General features: G+C 62.7%; 16 protein-coding genes. 1 reads left to right on the top strand and 15 read right to left on the bottom strand.

Annotated elements, in window-relative coordinates:
• Positions 1-2: 2 nt before the first annotated feature.
• From AB6A66_RS14125 to AB6A66_RS14090, 8 genes are all read right to left on the bottom strand, one after another.
• Positions 3-1,175, bottom strand: a complete 1,173-nt coding sequence (locus AB6A66_RS14125) for a restriction endonuclease subunit S (RefSeq protein WP_371056389.1) — start codon at positions 1,173-1,175, stop codon at positions 3-5.
• On the bottom strand, positions 1,172-2,695 hold the full coding sequence (locus AB6A66_RS14120) for an N-6 DNA methylase (protein ID WP_371056388.1): 1,524 nt from the start codon (positions 2,693-2,695) through the stop codon (positions 1,172-1,174). The genes AB6A66_RS14125 and AB6A66_RS14120 overlap by 4 nt, the downstream gene beginning before the upstream one ends.
• The gene (locus tag AB6A66_RS14115; RefSeq protein ID WP_371056387.1) at positions 2,696-6,091 is read right to left on the bottom strand and encodes a DEAD/DEAH box helicase family protein; all 3,396 of its coding nucleotides are present in this window, start codon (positions 6,089-6,091) and stop codon (positions 2,696-2,698) included.
• Positions 6,088-7,101, bottom strand: a complete 1,014-nt coding sequence (locus AB6A66_RS14110) for a WYL domain-containing protein (protein WP_371056431.1) — start codon at positions 7,099-7,101, stop codon at positions 6,088-6,090. The genes AB6A66_RS14115 and AB6A66_RS14110 overlap by 4 nt, the downstream gene beginning before the upstream one ends.
• 127 nt (positions 7,102-7,228) lie before the next feature.
• Complete coding sequence (locus tag AB6A66_RS14105; protein WP_371056385.1) at positions 7,229-7,489, bottom strand: WGR domain-containing protein; 261 nt, start codon at positions 7,487-7,489, stop codon at positions 7,229-7,231.
• 84 nt (positions 7,490-7,573) lie between these two features.
• Positions 7,574-8,506, bottom strand: a complete 933-nt coding sequence (locus tag AB6A66_RS14100) for a DUF2493 domain-containing protein (RefSeq protein ID WP_371056384.1) — start codon at positions 8,504-8,506, stop codon at positions 7,574-7,576.
• Between the two features lie 366 nt (positions 8,507-8,872).
• Positions 8,873-9,904 carry a toprim domain-containing protein gene (locus tag AB6A66_RS14095; RefSeq protein ID WP_371056383.1) on the bottom strand — a complete coding sequence of 344 codons (1,032 nt, stop codon included), beginning with the start codon at positions 9,902-9,904 and terminating at the stop codon, positions 8,873-8,875.
• 3 nt (positions 9,905-9,907) lie between these two features.
• The gene (locus AB6A66_RS14090; RefSeq protein ID WP_371056382.1) at positions 9,908-14,272 is read right to left on the bottom strand and encodes a strawberry notch-like NTP hydrolase domain-containing protein; all 4,365 of its coding nucleotides are present in this window, start codon (positions 14,270-14,272) and stop codon (positions 9,908-9,910) included.
• A gap of 177 nt (positions 14,273-14,449) precedes the next feature.
• On the opposite strand from AB6A66_RS14090, the gene AB6A66_RS14085 reads away from it, so the two are divergent.
• The gene (locus AB6A66_RS14085; protein ID WP_371056381.1) at positions 14,450-14,746 is read left to right on the top strand and encodes a hypothetical protein; all 297 of its coding nucleotides are present in this window, start codon (positions 14,450-14,452) and stop codon (positions 14,744-14,746) included.
• Positions 14,747-14,768: 22 nt separating this feature from the next.
• On the opposite strand, the gene AB6A66_RS14080 is transcribed toward AB6A66_RS14085, so the two are convergent.
• The 7 genes from AB6A66_RS14080 to AB6A66_RS14050 form a co-directional block, all read right to left on the bottom strand.
• Positions 14,769-15,791: a nucleotidyl transferase AbiEii/AbiGii toxin family protein gene (locus AB6A66_RS14080; RefSeq protein ID WP_371056380.1), complete on the bottom strand. Its 1,023-nt coding sequence runs from the start codon at positions 15,789-15,791 to the stop codon at positions 14,769-14,771.
• Positions 15,784-16,377, bottom strand: coding sequence for a DUF6088 family protein (locus AB6A66_RS14075; protein ID WP_371056379.1), 594 nt, complete (start codon positions 16,375-16,377; stop codon positions 15,784-15,786). Before AB6A66_RS14075 ends, AB6A66_RS14080 begins: the two co-directional genes overlap by 8 nt.
• Positions 16,378-16,434: 57 nt before the next feature.
• Complete coding sequence (locus AB6A66_RS14070) at positions 16,435-17,079, bottom strand: antitoxin of toxin-antitoxin stability system (RefSeq protein ID WP_371056378.1); 645 nt, start codon at positions 17,077-17,079, stop codon at positions 16,435-16,437.
• Positions 17,072-17,491 (bottom strand): hypothetical protein, encoded by a 420-nt coding sequence (locus AB6A66_RS14065; RefSeq protein ID WP_371056377.1) that lies wholly within the window; start codon positions 17,489-17,491, stop codon positions 17,072-17,074. The genes AB6A66_RS14070 and AB6A66_RS14065 overlap by 8 nt, the downstream gene beginning before the upstream one ends.
• Before the next feature lie 75 nt (positions 17,492-17,566).
• On the bottom strand, positions 17,567-17,764 hold the full coding sequence (locus tag AB6A66_RS14060; RefSeq protein ID WP_107326214.1) for a hypothetical protein: 198 nt from the start codon (positions 17,762-17,764) through the stop codon (positions 17,567-17,569).
• Position 17,765: 1 nt separating this feature from the next.
• Entirely contained in the window at positions 17,766-18,143 is a 378-nt protein-coding gene (locus AB6A66_RS14055) for a hypothetical protein (RefSeq protein WP_371056376.1), read from the bottom strand.
• Positions 18,144-18,153: 10 nt separating this feature from the next.
• Positions 18,154-18,645: a DUF6878 family protein gene (locus AB6A66_RS14050; protein ID WP_371056375.1), complete on the bottom strand. Its 492-nt coding sequence runs from the start codon at positions 18,643-18,645 to the stop codon at positions 18,154-18,156.
• Position 18,646 lies beyond the last annotated feature (1 nt).

Raw genomic sequence — 18,646 nt, 5'->3', positions numbered from 1 at the left:
CCTCAAAGTTCGCCGCGGAAAGCGCGCTGTGAAAGGGATCGAAAAAGGTCCTCACCAGAGCCATCTGGCGTCTGTGAACGCGCCTCGATGGCTTGGGCCTTGCGCAGCATTCTGACGAATCGAAGCTGTTCCTCCATCGGAGGAAGGTTGATCTCGAGCTTTCGGATGATTCCGAGGTTCAAGCCGTCCATGATCGCGCCCTTATTGAAGGACTTGATCTGGCGAATGATCAGCGGATCGGAATGGATCGCGAAGGAAAGCACTTCCGGGTGGATGAGTTCCTTGTTGCAGGTGATCGTTGCGAGGTGCTTGGTCGTAATGGCTTCGGGAATGTCGTCCGGCACGACAGCGGAGCGACCGGTAGTGCCCATGATCGTGATGATCACATCGCCCGGGAAAACCTTGTAGCGACGCAGCTCCTCGTACTTCGACGAAGTGATGAAGCGCCGCTCGGCCCAAGCGAACTTATTCTGTACCGCGTTGTCGATGCCGAGGACGGCGATGCCTTCATCCACGAATTCGCCGTGACGCAGCGCACTGCCAAATGGTCCCGAACGGATCGCGCCCTTTCGATCTTCAGCAAGCGCATCAATCATGAACGGTTCCCAGTCGCCATGGCTCGGGTTGAGATGTCCGACTGTGTGGAGATAGGCAGACCTCACGAAGTGTTGGGCCTCATCGATCAAGCGCTCGCGCTTTCGCCGGATGCCATCAGCCCTCGCTAGGATAGATGCAATCCGCCGCTGCTCCGAACGACCAATGCGCGGAAGCTCAATCGATTCCAACTTCGATTTATCGACGTGCGGGATTGTGGCTCCGCGGGCCTGTGCCTCGTCATTAAGTTGGCGAAATCTGCTCTGAAGCAGTCTGCCGACGAACTCCGTATCCCATTCGTTTGGCGCCTTGATACGCATTCTGGCGACGGTGCTGCCGATCAGGCCATCGACGCCATATCCGACAGTCCCAGCATTCGCACCGTCCCAGACAATACAGAGATCCGCCGGCGTTACGATCACCCCCTTGGCGTCATGAGCAAACTTCTGGGGTGCCGCCCCTCGCACTTCATCAATCTGGATGTAAGGCATGGCACCGTTGACGCACTGGTCATGAACTTCCGTCGCCTTCTTGCCTTTCCGAAGCTGAATGATGTCGCCCAATTGAACCGCGTGCGTCATCCCAGCATATCCTCAAGCTCAGCCAAGTCTTCAGAAATTTCGTCGTTAAGTTCCTTCATCCGACCAAGGATCACGTGAGGCAGGTCATGGTCCTCCTCCTCATACACACGTTCCTTGTAGCGGCTGAGAGAAAGGTCATAGCCGGCCTCTTTGATCTCGGCGGCCGGCACAAAGAAAGCCTTCGACTTCCGGTCTGTGTCCTCAGCAGGATCGCGGGAGCGCCAACGGGCAAGGCAGTTAGGCAGATCGTTCTCGGCCACCGGTTCCCGCTTGTCGTCGAGCGAGAGACCATCGGCCTCGACATCGTAGAAGAAGACGTTATCGGTGCGTCCCCCTTTGGTGAAGACCAGGATCCCGGTGGACACGCCCGCATAGGGCCTGAACACACCGCTGGGCAGCGAGATCACTGCTTCCAGCTGGTTGTTGTCGATCAAGAGCTGACGCAGCTGACGATGCGCGCCGGACGAGCCGAACAGGACACCATCAGGCACGATGGTCGCCGACCGGCCGCCGGTGTTCAGCATGCGCAAAATCAACGCGAGAAAGAGCAGCTCAGTCTTCTTCGTCTTGACTTGGCGCAGAAGCCCCGAGTGCACGTCCTCGAAATCCAGGCTGCCCTTGAAGGGCGGATTGGCGAGGATGACGTCGAAGCCCTCGCTCGCTTGCCTCGGGAACTTATCGGTGAAACCGGTGCTGAGCGTGTCCTGATAGTGGATGTCGGGATCATCGACCCCGTGCAGCATCAGGTTCATCGCCGCGATCCGCAGCATGGTGGCGTCGAAGTCGAAGCCGTGGAACATGTTGCTGCGGATATGGTCGCGGTGATCTTCGAGCAGGTCGCCGGTGAAGATCTTCTCTACCGCGCCGGTCTCGGGATCTTTCTCCTCGATCACGGCCTCTGGCGAGGAGTAGGTCTCGAGCAGATATTCCATCACGCTGACGAGGAAGCCGCCGGTGCCGCAGGCGGGATCGCCGATCACGTCGGTCGGCTTAGGCTCCAACATGTCGACCATCAAGCGAATGATGTGCCGCGGCGTGCGGAATTGCCCGTTAATGCCGGCCGTCGTCAGCTTGCTGAGCAGATACTCGTAGAGATCACCCTTGGTGTCGCCCTCTGTCAGCGGCAGTTCGTGGATCATGTTCACGGCCTTCACCAGAAGTCCGGGCTTCTGGATCATCAGCTGCGCGTCCTTCATGAACTCGGCGAAGGCCGTTCCGCTGGCCACGGTGGAGCGGAAATGCGGAAAGACCTTGTCCCGCACGAGGGGCAGCATCTGGTCGGATCCCAGGTGCCGGAACTGGGACCAGCGCAGATGCTGTTCGTCCTCCTTGAAGCGGCGCTGAAACGGCTTGCCCGTCCGCTTCTGGCGGTTCTCGTCGCGCGCCTCGTTGATGTCGAGGAGGCGCGCGTACATCAGGAACGTGATCTGCTCGATCACCGTCAGCGGGTTGGTGATCCCGCCCTGCCAAAATTCCGTCCAGAGCGCGTCGACGCGCCGCTTGAGCTCACCCGTGACCATTTATGATTTCCTCTCGTTCGGGTTGTCGTCGGGGCGCTCCTCGGCCCGAGGGCCGAAGGAGCGCACGATGTTGATGAGATCGGTGAGGTCGGCCTCGTCCTCGAACACGCCGTCCGGTCCGTCGGCGTCGACCACAGTGAAGGGATCGTCGTAGAGCCGCTCGACCTCGATGGTGCCGTACCGCGCGATGTGATTTTGCAGCAGTGCGAGAAAGCGTGTCTGCTTCGCGCTCAGCTTCGGATGCTTCTGGACGAAGGCGGTGAACTTATCCCGCACGGCCCCGGGATCCATCCCGACGATCATCCGGATAGCGAGATAGAGCGGACCAGTGGTCTCGCTGAAGAACTCCTCAAGGTGCTCGCGCCGCACGTCCGGGTGCTGCGTCAGAATGAGCGACACGAGCGAATCGATTTCGCGGTCGGACACGGCCTCGCCGGCACGGATTTTCTTCAGGACCGGGTTGGTCTCGAAGTGCTTCTTGAGCTCCGCTTCGACGATCTGCTGGTAGGCTTTCATGTCGACGGATTTCAGGCTCGCCGAACGCCGTGCAAACTGCATCTGCCCGGCATCCTCGGTGATATCGACCACCTTCGGAGGAAGGCCCTGCGACCCGCCCTTGGCACGGTGATGCATGATTTCGCGCAGCTGAATGCGTGCGCCCTCCAGATCGGCGACTGTTACATCTCTCCAGAAAGCATCTGACTTCACGCGCTTGATGATTTCCGCCTTCTCTCGCACGGGGTTTAGGTGCATCTGCAGAGATGCTAGGCGGTCGAGGAGCTCGATTTTCTGATCGGCAATCTCGCCCGAGCCACGAAGCACCGCAATTTGCATCCGCGCTATGAGAAGATCGAGCGCAAGGGCGTCACTGAAACCACGGATGTTTCGCCACTGCATCAGAGGTGCTATCTCTTGGCGAAGTCTCGCGACAGTCGCCGGGGCGAACGCCTTCAATACCTCGGGACGAGATAGAGCGCGCTTCTCCTTCCATTTCTCCCGAATGGCGATGGATTCTTCCGGCAGTGCATTGATATCCTGCGCCACGAGGTCAATCACAGCGTCGAAGGCTGCGATTTCGCTCTTCTGAAGGGCGATCTCGGCAACATTCAACCGCTCTTCGAAGACCTGCTGAGCAAGCGGCTTGCCCTGTGTAGGTTCGGCAGGGCGATAGCCCATTTCGAAGCGGGCAAAATTGCCCCAGTGGTCAAAGATGCGAAACACGCTCTTGTGCTGGCCGAGGCCGAAGAGGTCCGGACAGAGACGCGTGCCTCGGCCAATCATTTGCCAGAACTTCACTGGTGATTTGACGGGCCTCGCGAAAACCAGGTTCACGATCTCCGGGATGTCGATCCCGGTATCGAGCATGTCGACCGAGATCGCTATGGTCAGATCGTTGTTGGTACCTTCGCCCTTGAAATCGTCGATCAACTGCTCCGCACGCGGATCGTAGTTGTCGATCACCTGGCAGAACTTGCCGGCGTATTGCGGATACATTTCATCGAAGAGCTGACGCATCAGCATCGCATGCTGATGGTTCCGTGCAAATATGATGCTCTTTCCTAGGATTTGTCCGGTCGCATCCTTGATTCCGTTTTCCAACAGGTTTCGGAGGATCGCGCGGTTGGTGTCCTTGTTATAGATGACCTTGTCGATCTGCTCCGAGGAGAAATCATACTGCGCCGGGTCCTCCCCCTGGTCTTCGAGCTCCTGGATCTGTTGGGGCGATAGACCATCGAGGGTGATGCCGTCGCGGAGGAACTGCGTCGTGTGCTCATAGACCTCGAATGGAGTCAGGTAGCCTGCCTGAACCGCCTGTTCGAGATCGTAATTCGACGTGGGAAGTTGCCCTTCGCATCCAAAGAGGCGGAAGGTGCTCCTCGTAACGAAGTCAACTGGCGTCGCGGTAAGCCCCACCTGATAACAGTCGAAATAGTGAAAGATGTCTCCGTAGACGTTGTAGATGCTTCGATGAGATTCATCCGCGATGATGAGGTCGAAGAAGCCTGGGTCGAAAGACTGGAAGACCTTTTGCATCGCGGGATATGTCGCAAGGAAGACGCGCTCACTGGCGTTCGTCCTAACGCGCGATGTGATGATCCGAGTGGGCTCCGAAAGGAAATCGTTGAAGGCGTTCTTGGCCTGCTTCCGGAGTTCCTTGCGATCGCAGAGGAAGAGGACCCGCTTGACCCAACCGGCTCTGATCAGAAGGTCCGTCAGCGCGATCGCAACGCGTGTCTTGCCTGTACCAGTGGCCTGAACCACCAGCGCCCGACGGTGTTTCTGCGAAAACCGCTCAGAAACCCTTTTGATCGCTTCCAGCTGGTACAGCCGATCGACGATCTGATCGCTGATCGCGACTGTGTTGAGGGGCTGTTTGTTGTGCCGTTGGTAGTTAGCCAGATGCTGAAGGCTGTCTTTGGAGTAGAAGCCATAGAGCTTCCGCGGAGGAAAGTCCTGCGCGTCGTCCCAAATCCAAATGTCGAAGCCATTCGTGTAGAAGATGACCGGGCGATGCCCATACCGCTTTTCAAGGCTATCGGAATAGAGTTTGGCTTGATGCCGACCGAGCTCCGCATCGGTCGAGGTCTTCTTCGCCTCGATCACGGCCAGCGGGTTCCCGTTGTCATCCCAAAGCACGTAATCGGCGTAGCCGATGCCCGAAGCCGTTGGTTGACCGTCGACCTCGACTTCCTTGCCCACTTGGGTCGTGTTCTTGACGCCTTCTGCGATATCCCAGCCGACGCTCGCCAACATGCTATCAATGAGGCGCGCTCGGGTTTCTGCCTCGCTGAACTGAAGTTCATCGGCCGCTGCCTGTGCCGAGCTTGCTAGCTGCTTGAGCTCAGCCGCTTCCTTCTGGGCGGCGTTTGCTTTCGATCGCACTTCTTCGAGCTCAGAAAGCAGCGTGTCCATCTGCGCTTCCTGTGCCGCCAGTTTTTCAAGGACTTGGCGCCGTTCCCGCTCCTCAACCTGACCTGGAATGGCCGGCTGCTGGAAGGCGGGAAGCTGGTCTGCTTTCGCTCGCCCATTGCGGACACACATCCAGCGGGCCAGATCGTGCGCTTCCTTGAGCAGCCATAGCGCGTGTTGGCTTTTTACGGGCTCGCCATGTGCGGCTTTGTTGCCGTGCATCCGCAACGCGTGAAGTTTGTCGAGCACAACCTTCGGAGTGATCGCGACGAAGGCGTCGTTCTCAAGGAGATCAACAAATTTCGATAGGTCTGGCTTTGGCAGCTGGAGCTCGCGGTAGATATCCTTTGTCAGGTTCTCCGCGAACAGGCGAAGCTTGACGAGCGCGCTGGCCGGATCTGCGTGAGCGTATGACTCCGCAAACCCGCCAAGACCTGCAAGTTCAGGCCAACCGTCACGAAGGATTTCGAAATTGACAGACTTCATGCCATCGCCTCCGCGAGCGCGGCGTCAAAGGCAGCTCGGTTGGCGACCACGACAGGGACTTCGTGGGGGTTGTCCAGCTTGTCTGCGACATCCAGACGGAGACGCTTCAGGAAGTAGTAGAGGAGCGCCTTTCGCACCATGACTTCGGTGCGCTCGTTCGTCATTTCATAATCTTGGGCGATGATTGATCGCTGGCTCTCGCTCAGGGCTGGATTCGGTTCGAGCGCCACCGAGAAGCGATCATGCCAAAGCTTGTCGTCATTCGCAGACGCGCCGGACAGTTCATGCTTTCGAGTTTTCATGCATCGCGAGAGGATGAAGTCCTTGAACTTGTGATCGATGTGACAGAATGCACGGATATGCCAGCGCAGTCCGTCACTGCCGAGAGCGTGGGGAGAAATCCGCCTCCACTCTGGGGTGTGCTTGTTGGCGCTCATCGACTGGTAGAAGACCTCGATGGAATGGCCTTCTCTAACGGCCTTGAGGACATCGCGAAGGACGTCGGCCTCCACGCGCCGGTGTGGAATAGGCAGGGCATCATGCGCGGGCGCCGATGCAAGCCAAGCTTCGGTTACACCAGACGCTCCTCCGTTAGTGTCGCGCAGATGAGCGAGGTACGTGGATGCATCAGGCTGCATGAAAACGGGCTTGAAATCGTCCGCCGCTTTGTAACGCTTGGCGCTCTTGTCGTAGATCAGATTTCCCGGTGCCTTCTCCTCGTAGAGCGTAAGATCCTTCGAGGCCTGGGGCACGGATACCCCGAACTGTTCTACGATGTCGGCACGGTTGATCCCGCCCTCCCAAAAGAGGCGGAATTCAATAAACTCCAACCGTTTTTCGACACCCCAGCGCATGGCAGGTCCTCGTTGAACAGGTGGGACGAGAGCACCCACCAGAATCGTTTCATGATGGGTATATAAACTATACTCATGATGAAGATCAACCCCTTTGCGCGGACGTTCTACCTGCGAGCTCTCTGAAGCGAAGTGGTAGAGGAGTAAGGTGACCATGCCGACCAACCCAACCTCTTGATTGGTTGCTCAGGCCAATCCAGTTATCTCGCACAGAGCTCAAGGCAGCGCCGTTTCATCATAAAAGGACTTGCCACAGGCCAAGCAGTAGAAGCAAACCTACGCGTCAGTCGACGTACCCGCGCCGCTTCTTCACCGCTGCAAGCTTCATCAAAGCGGTGATGGCCTTGCCTTCATCGGGGTGGGTCTCAACCATCATCTGGCCACGGAAACCGATACGACCCCACTCGCGCACGAGGCTCGCGCGACCGAAGAGGTCACTTTGCACGCTCAGCCGATAGAAGCGACGCATGTTGCGCGCCGGATCGATCCGGCGCATCTGCACGTCGGTCGGAAAGACATCGAGCTGGAACGGGCTGTGGTACATGTAGTGATCGACTTAGGTTTTCACCACAATATCAGGTGGAAGACTATGCTTCCACCTCGATTTCCCCTTGAGGGAGAAGGGGGCTCACGCCCCCTTCTCGAACTTCATGACCGGGATGCCCAGCTTCTTGGCCTTGTCGGCAAGGTTCTCCTGGATGCCGTTGCCGGGGAAGACGAGGACGCCCACTGGCAGGACGTCCAGCATGGCGTCGTTGCGCTTGAAGGGCGCGGCCTTGGCGTGCTTGGTCCAGTCGGGCTTGAAGGCGACCTGCGTCACGCCGCGAGCCTCGGCCCATTTGGCGGCGATGAGCTCTGCGCCCTTCGGGCTTCCCCCGTGCAAGAGCACCATGTCGGGATACTTGGTCCGGACCTGATCGAGCCTGCCCCAGATCAGGCGGTGATCGTTGAAGTCGGTCCCACCGGTTAGGGCGACCTTGGGACCTGCGGGCAGCATCACCTCGGTCTCTGCGCGGCGCTTGGCGGCCAGGAAATCGCGGCTGTCGATCAGCGCGGCGGTCATGTGCTGGCGGTTCACCATCGAGCCGGTTCGGGGGCGCCAGGTGGAGCCCGTGTGATGGACGAACTCGGTGGCGGCGTGATCGCGCATCATGTCCATGCAGTTGCGCCGTTCGATCAGCGTCAGGCCTTCGGCCGTCAGGCGCTCAAGCTCGGTGGATTTCACCTCGGAGCCGTCCTGCTCGCGCTGGAGGCGGCGCTGCGCCTGTTCGTTCTCATCGAGCGACCGCTCGATCCGGGCCGTCGCGCGGTGGAAGAGGTTGACCTGGCCCCAGAGCACCTCTTCGAGGTCGGGTTCCATGCGGGTGTCCTCAAAGGTCGCGACGAGGGCATCGAAGATGTCGGCGACGGCGACCGCGAGACGCTGCCCATCGGGCATCGGGCGCGGATCGGGCTCGTCAAAGGGGCGGTAGCCATAGAGCTGCAGCTCGTCGAGCGCATGGGCGGTCTGGGATGCGGTATGGGCGGGTTCATACGCGTCGTCGTGGGTGTGGATCGTCATCGGTTTCTTGCCTCCGGGCCTCAACTCGTCCGCGCGACAACCCGCGCGGCCTTCATGGGCTGCGAAAGCCGTCACGGGGGACGCCCCTTCACCCCCTTTCGGGGCCGGAACGCATGTGGAGGAGGACGGGGGGCGGCTGATTTGTCTCGCGATGCAAAGGCGGGGCTTGTCCCCGCCGGCGGAAATCAGTCGCCCCCCGTCCTTGAAGGGGCGGCCCCTTTGACGGCCGCCTGCCCATCTCTTCAAGGCCGCTCGGGTGACGGGTGGATGAGATTGCCCGGGAAGAGGCAATGCGACGATCCAAAGCCACGACAGGAATGCGGACCCCTGCCCCGCACTCCCGGGCCGCCCCTTGCGCGATGCTGCTCAGCCGAACAGGCGATGCCGATCCTCTGGCCCGATCTGCGCTGCCAGATGCTGGCGCAGCGCCTCCTTGCCGGTCGCCCGGAGATCATCGTTGAAATCCCCGAGCCGCGGTTCGAGCACACGAACGGCAATCCCTACATCGGTTGCTTTGGCGCTCAACCTCTCTGCTGCGGCCCGCCCCGCGGGATCGCGGTCGATGGCGATGTAGAGGCGCTGCAGCCCCTCCGGCAGCAAGACCGCCCCGAGGTGACCGGACGAGAGCGCCGCCCAGACGGGAAGGCCGGGCACTGCCTCGACCAAGGACAGCATGGTCTCGATGCCCTCGCCGACCACGAGGATGTCTTCATGCGGGGTCAGCCGGACGGCATTGCCGAGGAGGTGACCCATGGCTCGTCGCTGCGTCTCGACAGCCGCCTTCCCCTGTCCGTCACGCGCCAGCCAAGTGCGATGCACGCCCTGCAAAGCCCCTGCCCCATCGGTGACCGCCGCGATCAGCGCCGGTCTGGGGACGCTCCGGGTCTGGCCCTCATCCCGATGCCAGCACTTCGGGTGGAAGCGCAGCGCGCTCATCATTGCGCCTTTGGTAAGGCCCCGGGAGCGGAGGTAGGTGTCGGCAAGCGTGCCTGCGACCGGCACCGAGGCTGCAAACAATCGCACCGCCGCCGCTGGTTTGCCGCCGGGGGCCTTGGCCTTCTTCGGCATTGGCGCATCTGGGAGGACCGGCTGCGGACGGCCAAGATGCGCCCGGGCCTCGGCCAGAAGATCGGGAAAGCGCGATATCCCGGTCCGCTCGCGGATGATATCGAGGAGATCGCCATGCTCGCCCGTTGCACCGTCGGTGAACTTGCCGGCGGCACCCGGTCCGGACGCAGGCCCCGTCAGCCGCACGAAGAGCGACCGGCCAGGGTTGTTCTGCAGATCGCCCACGATCCAGTAGGATCCTTCCCGCCGTCCGGCGGGAAGGTAGGCGCGACACACGTCTTCGGCGTTTTCCGCAAGAGCGCGGATCACCTCTTCGGTCTCGGAATACATGGCTCAACAACCCCCGCGCGCATGTAGTCCCGTTACAGGAAAACGTGCAAGCAGACGATCCAGCACGGCAATACCGCTCGCATCCGTCGGGCAGAAGAGGCGAAGCTTCCAGCTGATGATTTCCGAGAAGAAGCCATCGGCCTTGAGCCGGTCCTTGGCGACCTCAGTGAACCCAGACAGCTCAATCCGATTCACGCCCATGACGCAGGAGCGGTGCAACTCCATTCCTTCGGCCAGCCGCACGACGGTCTTGCCCTCCAGAACGAGGGCAAGGACCTGCGCCGCTGTGAGCTTCGGCGCATCGTCTGCCAACGTGGTCGCGACCCAGGCGGGCGAGACACGGCGGCCGATGATGCGCTGGCCGTCATCGGTCTGCAGCCGGTAGACGCGGGTCTCATCCTGGGGGAGCTGCTTCCAGATCGGTAGAAGAAGCCCCGCCACGATGTGCAGCGTGGATTCAGAGAACTCGGGCACCTCGGCCAGTTCCGCGGTCCAGGCGGCGGCGAAGGCTGCGCGGTCTGCTTCCAGCCAGTGGGTGTCCTCCATCATCCGAGCTGGGACCGTGCTGGCCTCCGTTGGGCGAACCAGCCGCTGGCGGGGTTCAATGGTCCCATCATCCAGCATCAGGCTGGTGGCGGGCACCTGCATCGCAGCACGGCCCGAGCGGCTGTTGACCAGAAGCCGAGCCTTCGGGTCATCAAGCCAGTCGAGCGCATCCGCGAGCGAGGTCGGCGTGTTGCGACGCTTTTCGGCGATGGTCAGGAGCTGGGTCTCCGCGCCGGAGCCGGGATGGGTGTAAATCACCCGAGCATCCGTCACGCGGAAGCTTTCGGCGCGCAGCGTCTCGAGCCCGAGGTCATAGACCCCGGCAGCGATGGCGCCCTCGATCCGCGCATCGAGAAGCTCTTCGAAGGCCGAGAAGAGCACAGCCTGCATGTCGATCGTCAGCGCCAGCAGGCGATTGAGGAAAGTCGTGATCGGCGGCAGGTCGTCCTTCAGCCCGTTGTCATCGGTCAGGCTGAGGCCGGTGGCATCCTCGAAGGCCCCGAGCGAGCAGCCCGCCACATCGCCGCGATAGATGCGGCGGTAGAGCTGGCGCAGGGCATCGCGGGCGTAAGGACTCTCGAGATTGTCCTCGGGCCGGAACAGCCCCTGCCCGCCGGTCTGGCGCTGACCGCGCGTGATCGCACCCAGCGTGTCAAGACGACGCGCGATGGTCGACAGGAACCGCTTCTCCGCCTTCACATCGGTGGCCACCGGTCGGAACAGCGGCGGCTGCGCCTGGTTGGTACGGTTGGTACGGCCAAGGCCCTGGATCGCCGCATCGGCCTTCCAGCCCGGCTCCAGCAGGTAATGGACGCGCAGGCGCTGGTTCTTGGCCCCGAGATCGGCGTGATAGCTGCGCCCCGTGCCACCGGCATCCGAGAAGATCAGGATGCGCTTCTGGTCATCCATGAAGGCGGCGGTCTCTGCGAGATTGGCCGAGCCCGCCCGGCTTTCGACGACAAGCCGCGCAGCAGGGCCCTCGCCCTTCCGTACGATGCGGCGCGAGCGACCCGTGACCTCGGCCACGAGGTCGGTCCCGAAGCGCTGGACGATCTGGTCGAGCGCCCCCGGCACGGGCGGCAGCGAGGCCAGCTTTTCGATCAGCGCGTCGCGCCTGCGGGCGGCTTCGCGGCACTCGACCGGCTGACCATCCCGCACCACGGGCCGGGACGAGAGATTGCCCTCGCTGTCGGTGAAGGGCTCGTAGAGCTGCACCGGGAAGGAATGGGCGAGGTAGTCGAGGACGTATTCCCTGGGAGTGATGTCACAGCGGATGTCGTTCCATTCCTCGGTCGGGATCTCCGAAAGGCGGCGTTCCATGAGGGCCTCGCCGGTCGAGACGATCTGGATGACGGCCGCATGGCCTGCGGCGAGATCGGCATCGATGCTGGAAATGAGGGTGGGGGTTTTCATGCTAGTCAGCAGATGGCCGAAGAAGCGCTGCTTGGCGGACTCGAATGCCGACCGCGCGGCTGACTTGGCTTGGCGGTTCAGCGTGCCGCTGTCGCCAGTGATGTTGGCGGCCTCCATCGCGGCGGCGAGGTTGTTGTGAATGATGGCGAAGGCCCCCGCATAGGCATCGTAGATGCCGCGCTGCTCGGGCGTCAGCGCATGCTCGAGCATTTCGTATTCGACACCGTCGTAGGAGAGCGAGCGGGCGGTATAGAGGCCAAGCGACCGCAGGTCGCGGGCGAGGACCTCCATTGCCGCAACCCCGCCCGCCTCGATGGCCTCGACGAACTCACCGCGCGTCGCGAAGGGGAAATCTTCCCCGCCCCAAAGCCCGAGACGCTGTGCATAGGCGAGGTTGTGGACCGTCGTCGCGCCCGTGGCCGAAACATAGACCACGCGGGCATTGGGCAGTTTGTGCTGCAAGCGCAGGCCCGCCCTGCCCTGCTGCGAGGCCTCGGTATCGCCGCGCTCGCCCTTGCCACCGGCGGCATTGGCCATGGCGTGGCTTTCGTCGAAGAGGATCACCCCGTCGAAATCCGCCCCGAGCCAGTCGACGATCTGATCGACGCGGGATTTCTTGGCGCCGCGTTCTTCGGAGCGCAGCGTCGCATAGGTGGTGAAGAGGATGCCCTCGGTCAGCGGGATGTCGCGGCCTTGGGCGAAGCGCGAGAGCGGTGTGACGAGCAGCCGCTCTTGCCCGAGCGCCGACCAGTCGCGCTGCGCGTCCTCGAGGAGCTTGTCGCTCTTCGAGATCCAGAGCGCCTTGCGGCGACCCTGACACCAGTTGTCGAGCAGGATCCCGGCCGACTGGCGGCCTTTGCCCGCGCCAGTGCCGTCGCCGAGGAAGAAGCCGCGACGGAAGCGCACGGCGTCCGCGGCATCGTCGGGCGCGGCCGAGACCATATCGCCGGTTTCATCGACGGTCCACGAACCGGCGAGATAGGCGCCATGCGCCTCGCCCGCGTAGATCACCGTCTCGAGCTGGGCGTCGGAAAGCAGGCCGTCGCGCAGAACGGCTGCGGGGAGTTTCGGGCGGTAGGAAGGTTTCGGGGGCGCGACCGAAGCCATCGCCGCGGACTGGACCAGCTTGGTCGGGTGCGGGGCAGCGCCAGGGATGTCGATCGCCTGCAGGCGGAAGGTCTCATAAATGGCATCCGATAGGCGCATACCAGCTGCCCCGTCCTCGGTCGGACCGCGCAGGGTGTAGGCGAGGTCCTCGGCATCCGGCGCGGCGACAATCGCATTGGTCCTGGCCGATGACGTTGCCCCCAAATGTCGAGTGGCAGGGCCGGACGTACGGGCTGGCTTTTGCCGGAAAGGGGAAGTGGGCTGGGGGCGAGGCACCGCGCCTGCTTCCAACTCGAGGCGCGGCGGGACTTCGGCGGTAATCCGGGAGAGGAGCAGCGCCACGTCGGATGACATGGGCTGGGCCAGATCGGCGGTAGTGCCGCCCGCCTCGCCACCGCGGCATTTATCGAAGACCGAAATCCGCGTCTCGAAGCTGGTGCCATGCTTTGCGAAGGCTGCCCCCGACACAGCGCCGGTGAAGACCAGATGGGCACTCTCGGTCAGGCGGCCGAAGGTCTCGGACCAGGCGGGCGCGTCGGGCGCGAAGCTGGCCCCTGTGATGGCGACGAGCCGTCCGCCGGGGGCCAGCCGTGCAAGCGCCGAGCGCAGATGCCGGGCCGTCGCCTCGGTCGTCCGACCATCGACATGGGCTACCGCCGAAAACGGCGGGTTCATCAGGATGACGCTGGGGCGCAGGCCCGCGTCCAGATGATCGTCGATCTGCGCGGCGTCGAAACTGGTGACGGGACGCCCCGGGAAAAGGTGACGCAGAAGGTCGGCGCGGGTCTCGGCGAGTTCGTTCAGCGCAAGGCTGCCGCCTGCGATTTCAGCGAGTATCGCGAGAAGCCCGGTCCCGGCCGAAGGCTCAAGGACCAGGTCACGCGGAGTGATCTGTGCGGCGGCCAGTGCAGCGAGCCCCATGGGCAGCGGCGTCGAGAATTGCTGGAACCGGTCCATCTCCTCCGAGCGCCGGGTATGCGTCGGCAAGAGGCCCGCCACCTTGGCAAGGATCGGCAGCAGTGCCGCAGGCGATCCAGCACGGGCCAGCAGCGCGCGGCCGAATTTCCGCAGGAAGAGGACCAGCGCCACCTCGCCCGCCTCATAGGCGAGCTTCCAGTCCCAGGCGCCGTCGGCATCGGAGCCGCCAAAGGCGCGCTCCATCTCTACGCGCAGGCGCAGCGCGTCGATCTGGAAGCCCTGCGCGAGATCAGGCTGCAGTGCCGCGGCCACGGCGAGGATTGCGGGCGCGGGTTCAGTGGACGGAACAGGAACGCGAGGCGCAACAGGCGCGAGATAGGTCATCGGGAAACTCCGGAATGAGGGACAGGGACCGGCCCGGACACCCTCTCTCGGGCACCCTCAGGCCTGATCTTCCCCCGCCACTCTCTCCCTCTCGAACCGGTGCGTTCCGTTCGCTTGGCTTGATTTTGTTCCCGTTATGTTCTATATTGAGGGCCAAGCTAAAAAGGGAGTTTCCCGATGGACAGCACCACATACACCCTGCCCGCGACACCGAAGCAGATCGCCTATGCGCGGTCACTCGCCCTGCGCAACCAGACCCTCCTGCCTTGGGAAGTTCAGCAGGACCGTCGGTCGTTGAGTGCCTGGATCGAGGCGCAGGCCCAGCTAAAGCCGGTGTCGGCCATGGACCGGCTGCCGACATCGAAGCAGGTGGCCTTCGCGGAGAAGCTCGCCCGGATCAAACGGCGTGCCGTTCCGGAAGAGTGCTTCCGCGACAAGGGGCTCATGTCGAAGTGGATCGACGGGAATAAGTAGCGGGAATCTTCCGAAAAGATGGTCAGTCAGGCTTGAACGCTGCATTGGCCTTGCGCGCGATGCCCGCGCAACGGTCCATCAAGTCGCCAAAAGGCTCTGGTGTTGATGCAAGCAGGCCGTCCTCGACCATCCGGCCATAATCGTCAGCGAGAGCCTTGAGAGCATCGCCGCCTGGGACCAGTTGTAGATGCCCAGAGGTTGCGGTGCCGTAATCGATCCGCGTGGCATCCGCCGCCTTCTCTGCAAAGAACATCGTCTTGTGCCGGGCGACAGCGATCGCAAGCGCGCGATCTTCGATGGCCGCAGCGGCGATGCCCGCATCGTCCAACCGGGCGACATCATGCCAGTGGCGAGAAAAGCGATCCCCTCGCATACGGTTTTGCAAACAGAAGACGTGGATCGCTGTCGCCTTTTCCCAGAACGTCCGTTCCGCATGCATCACGCGCGGGCGGGCAGTGGGAAACTCCACGCCTGCGATCACCGACGCGGCATCGCAAACGATATCGCGTGGGGATGCGGGCTCTCCGGTAGAACGCGCACCGAATTCCAGCATCACGCTCGGAGAAACGTATCCCGTGCCGCGCGCGAGGTGTGGGTAGTCGATGAACAGCTTGTCGCCGTCAGTCCGAAGCCTGGCATCGATCCCTTCCCGATCAATCGCCTGCTGCAGGATCGGCTCGACGGTCCCGGCCACCCATTCAGGCAAAGCCTTTCGAACACGTTTCGACCAGCGCCGCTCTTCGCTGGAAGTAGCGGGCATCGCGTCTTCACGGCCCTCCAGCAGATCCGGGATCAGCGCTCTGATATCGAAGGTCAGATCCACATCCTCAGAAAACCGGTCGATGACCCGGTAGGCCTTCGACAGAGAGGTGCCACCCTTGAAGACGAGGTTTGTACCAATGGGCGATCCAAACAGCTGCTGGATCGCCCAGACCACCCAGACGTCCTTTTCGAGGAGATGGGCTGGTCGGCCGAGCCGATCGGCCGCGACACCAAGAGCATCCAGTCGGTCCTGGCCGCTGAGGCGCAGGAATGCCTCAGCCATGGACCATCTCTCCGATCAATCGTGCCAGCCAAGTCGGGAACTGCGGCGCGGCGGACACGAGTTCGGTCTTTGCCGCCTCCGTGAGCTTGGATCGCAGGATTTGCAGGACATTGGGAGCCTCATCCGGCCCGAGCCATGCCAGCGCACGGACAACCTGGCCTGAGGTCTTGCTCCCTAGGGCCAACTGCCAGCGCGGCGCATGACGCAGTTCGACCGCTTGCCGGCCAAGGTTCAGCACACGGCTTCGACCGGAAGTAAGGTAAACCGACTTGACTGGCACCTGTGTCGTGAGGCCCAGAGCGTTTGCCGCAGCAGCACCGCTCGGGACGATCGTCTCGCCCCGCTGCACTGCGAGCGCTTCAATCGCTTGTTCAGCCGACGGGCTACGCGGTCCAAAGCGTGTCTGGACCGGGCGCATGTAGATGCCGCGTCCCGCACGGATCAACTCGCCGCGTGCGGCAAGACGCGACAGCGTTTGATCGACCGCCGCGCGCGAGCCCAGGTGCAGGAGCCCCTTCGCTGCCAAGGGCACCCCCTCCGGCAACGTCGTCGCAACATTCATAATGCTCTCGGCCATGCGCTCCATGATCGCTCCTTTGTCAGAAACATACGCAGTTTTCTGACAGTTTTCAACCGTGCGCCCTTACCCGAAGCGACGCCCGGCTTCTGTGAAGGTGTACTCGTTGACGATGATCCCCTCCTCGATGGCCTCATCCGAGGTCAGGTGGTCGTATTCAGCCTCAAGCTGGCGGTAGAGCCAGCGGGCCAGATCGCGCAGCGCGTCGGTCACGATCTCCTCGGCATCCTCAGTCGGCGGCTGCCAGGTCGGGCTGTCGCGGGTGACGTCTACGGACATGGTGTATTCGTGGTAGTAGCGGCCACGGTGGCTGACCTCGGCGGCGAGCTGGTAGAAGTTCCGCCGCTGGATGGCCTGCAGCCGGTCGGCTATGCCATGCAGCGTCGCGTCCTTGGGCGCGTAGTCCCGGATGCGCGCGGCCGCGCCCTTCGCGTGGGACCAATAGCCCTCGAAGCAAGCACCGTCGCCCTGGCTCCAGAAGCCGGAGAACCAGATGCAGGGTTTGGCCCGCGTCCCGCCGCCCATAAGGCGGACGGGTGTAGTCTTCAGGCGAATGCCGAGGATTTCGCAGACCCGCTCGAAATCCTCGTAGACCGAATCCCACCAATCGTCGTGTGGGCCAAGCTCGCGATACCAGCTGCGCGCCTTTTCCTTGGCGGCATCCGAGAGTTCGGGGAACTGGTAGACCGTGGTACAGATCACCTCAGGCATCGACGTCCTCCCCGTTCAGCGCGGCGGCCAGCCATTCTTGCGTGCTGGTCCAGCCAATGGATTTGCGGGCACCGAGATCGATGACTTGCGCGCCGCCGCCGAAGGCGTCGAGGCGCGGCCGGGAGCAGGTCAGGGCATACTGGAAGCCCCAAAGGCCGATGAGGTCGAGCTCTTCCGCGAGGCGCAGCACGAAGCGGATGACGGCTTCGACATCGCCGTGCTCATCGTCATGGATCCAGAGGGTGCTGCCCTCGGGCGCATCCTGGCGCACGAGTGTGAGGCCCGCGACCTCCGGGTCGTCAGCGTCCTGATCCGCAGCGCGCAGTTCCTGGAACAGCGCGAGCGCGCGGGCGGCCTTGTCGGGGGTGCCAACGTCGAGCAGGCATGAGAAATGGGTGAAATAATCCGCCATGGGGACCTCCTGAATGGGGAAGACCCGGCCGAGAGGCCGGGCGCTGGATTGGGATGAAAGAATGGTTGGGAGCGATCAGCCTGTGGGACTGTCGCCCGCCGCCTGTCGGTCGGCATGCGCGCAGAGCATCTGCCGGTAGAAGCGCTTGCGCGCCGCCCGGAAGCCGCGAACGGCGCGCGTGTCCGGGTGGAGCGCCCGGACCGCTGCCCGCAGGACAGCAAATGGCGAAGCCGTCACTGGCAGGCCCAGGCGCTGATAGGCCGGATCGGTCATCTCAGGTGACCTCGACCACGGGCGAGGCGAAATACGGGTCGACCAGCGCCTCGGTCCGCCCGGCCCGGCCCATCCAGGGCTCGGGACGGATGGCCTTCACCCAATCGCCAAAGCTCGGGATGAAGCCGAGGTCTTCCTTCACATGCTGTTCGCCAACCCAGCGGGTCGGGATGATGCGCCCGGTCGAGAGGGTGAGGGTCGGCCCGAAAATCGTCTCGGCCATGAAGATGCCTTCGGCATGGTGGCGCAGCGCCCGGTGCCGGAAGTCGGCTGTGATCTCCTTGCTCTGGTCGAACCAGGCATGCACCGCCATGAAATCCTCGACCGTGCCGCCCCATTTCTTCACCGAGGAGAGGGCGTGGTGATAGGGATGTGCCATCGCCGCACCCTCAGAAATCATGGGTGAAGAGTTCGGACGAGGTGTACCGCTCGTTGAACTCGAGATGGATGCAGCGGGCCGCGGCGTCGAAGTAGAATTCGCCCCAGGCACCGACGTTGTTTTCCCAGCCGCCATGCGTGTCGGAGAGGAAGTCGTAGGCGAGTTGCTCGACGACATCTTCCAGCGAGAGCTGCCGCATCTCGACCTCGGGGTCGTCCCAGGTGAGCGCGGCATACTCGATCTCGGTCGCGGGGAAATCGACGGCGGTTTCACCAGACCATGCACCGATACTTTCGATCTGGCCGCTGTCCCCCGCACCGTCGAAGGTCACGGTGACATGGGTGATGCCAGCGGCCATGAGACCGTCGAAGAGGCGGTCCTTGTTGCCGGGGCGCAGTGCGTCGATCCGGGCCGCGCGTTCGGCATGCGCCGCGAAGATCTGCGCCATGTCGACGGACGAGGGTGTCATCGGCGCCGTGAGGGTGGGTTCGGTCAGGGTCATC

Source organism: Rhodosalinus sp. K401 (genome assembly GCF_041365735.1).
GTDB lineage: Bacteria > Pseudomonadota > Alphaproteobacteria > Rhodobacterales > Rhodobacteraceae > Rhodosalinus.
Note: the sequence above shows the minus strand (reverse complement) of the source record. Positions and strands in the feature narration are given on the sequence as shown.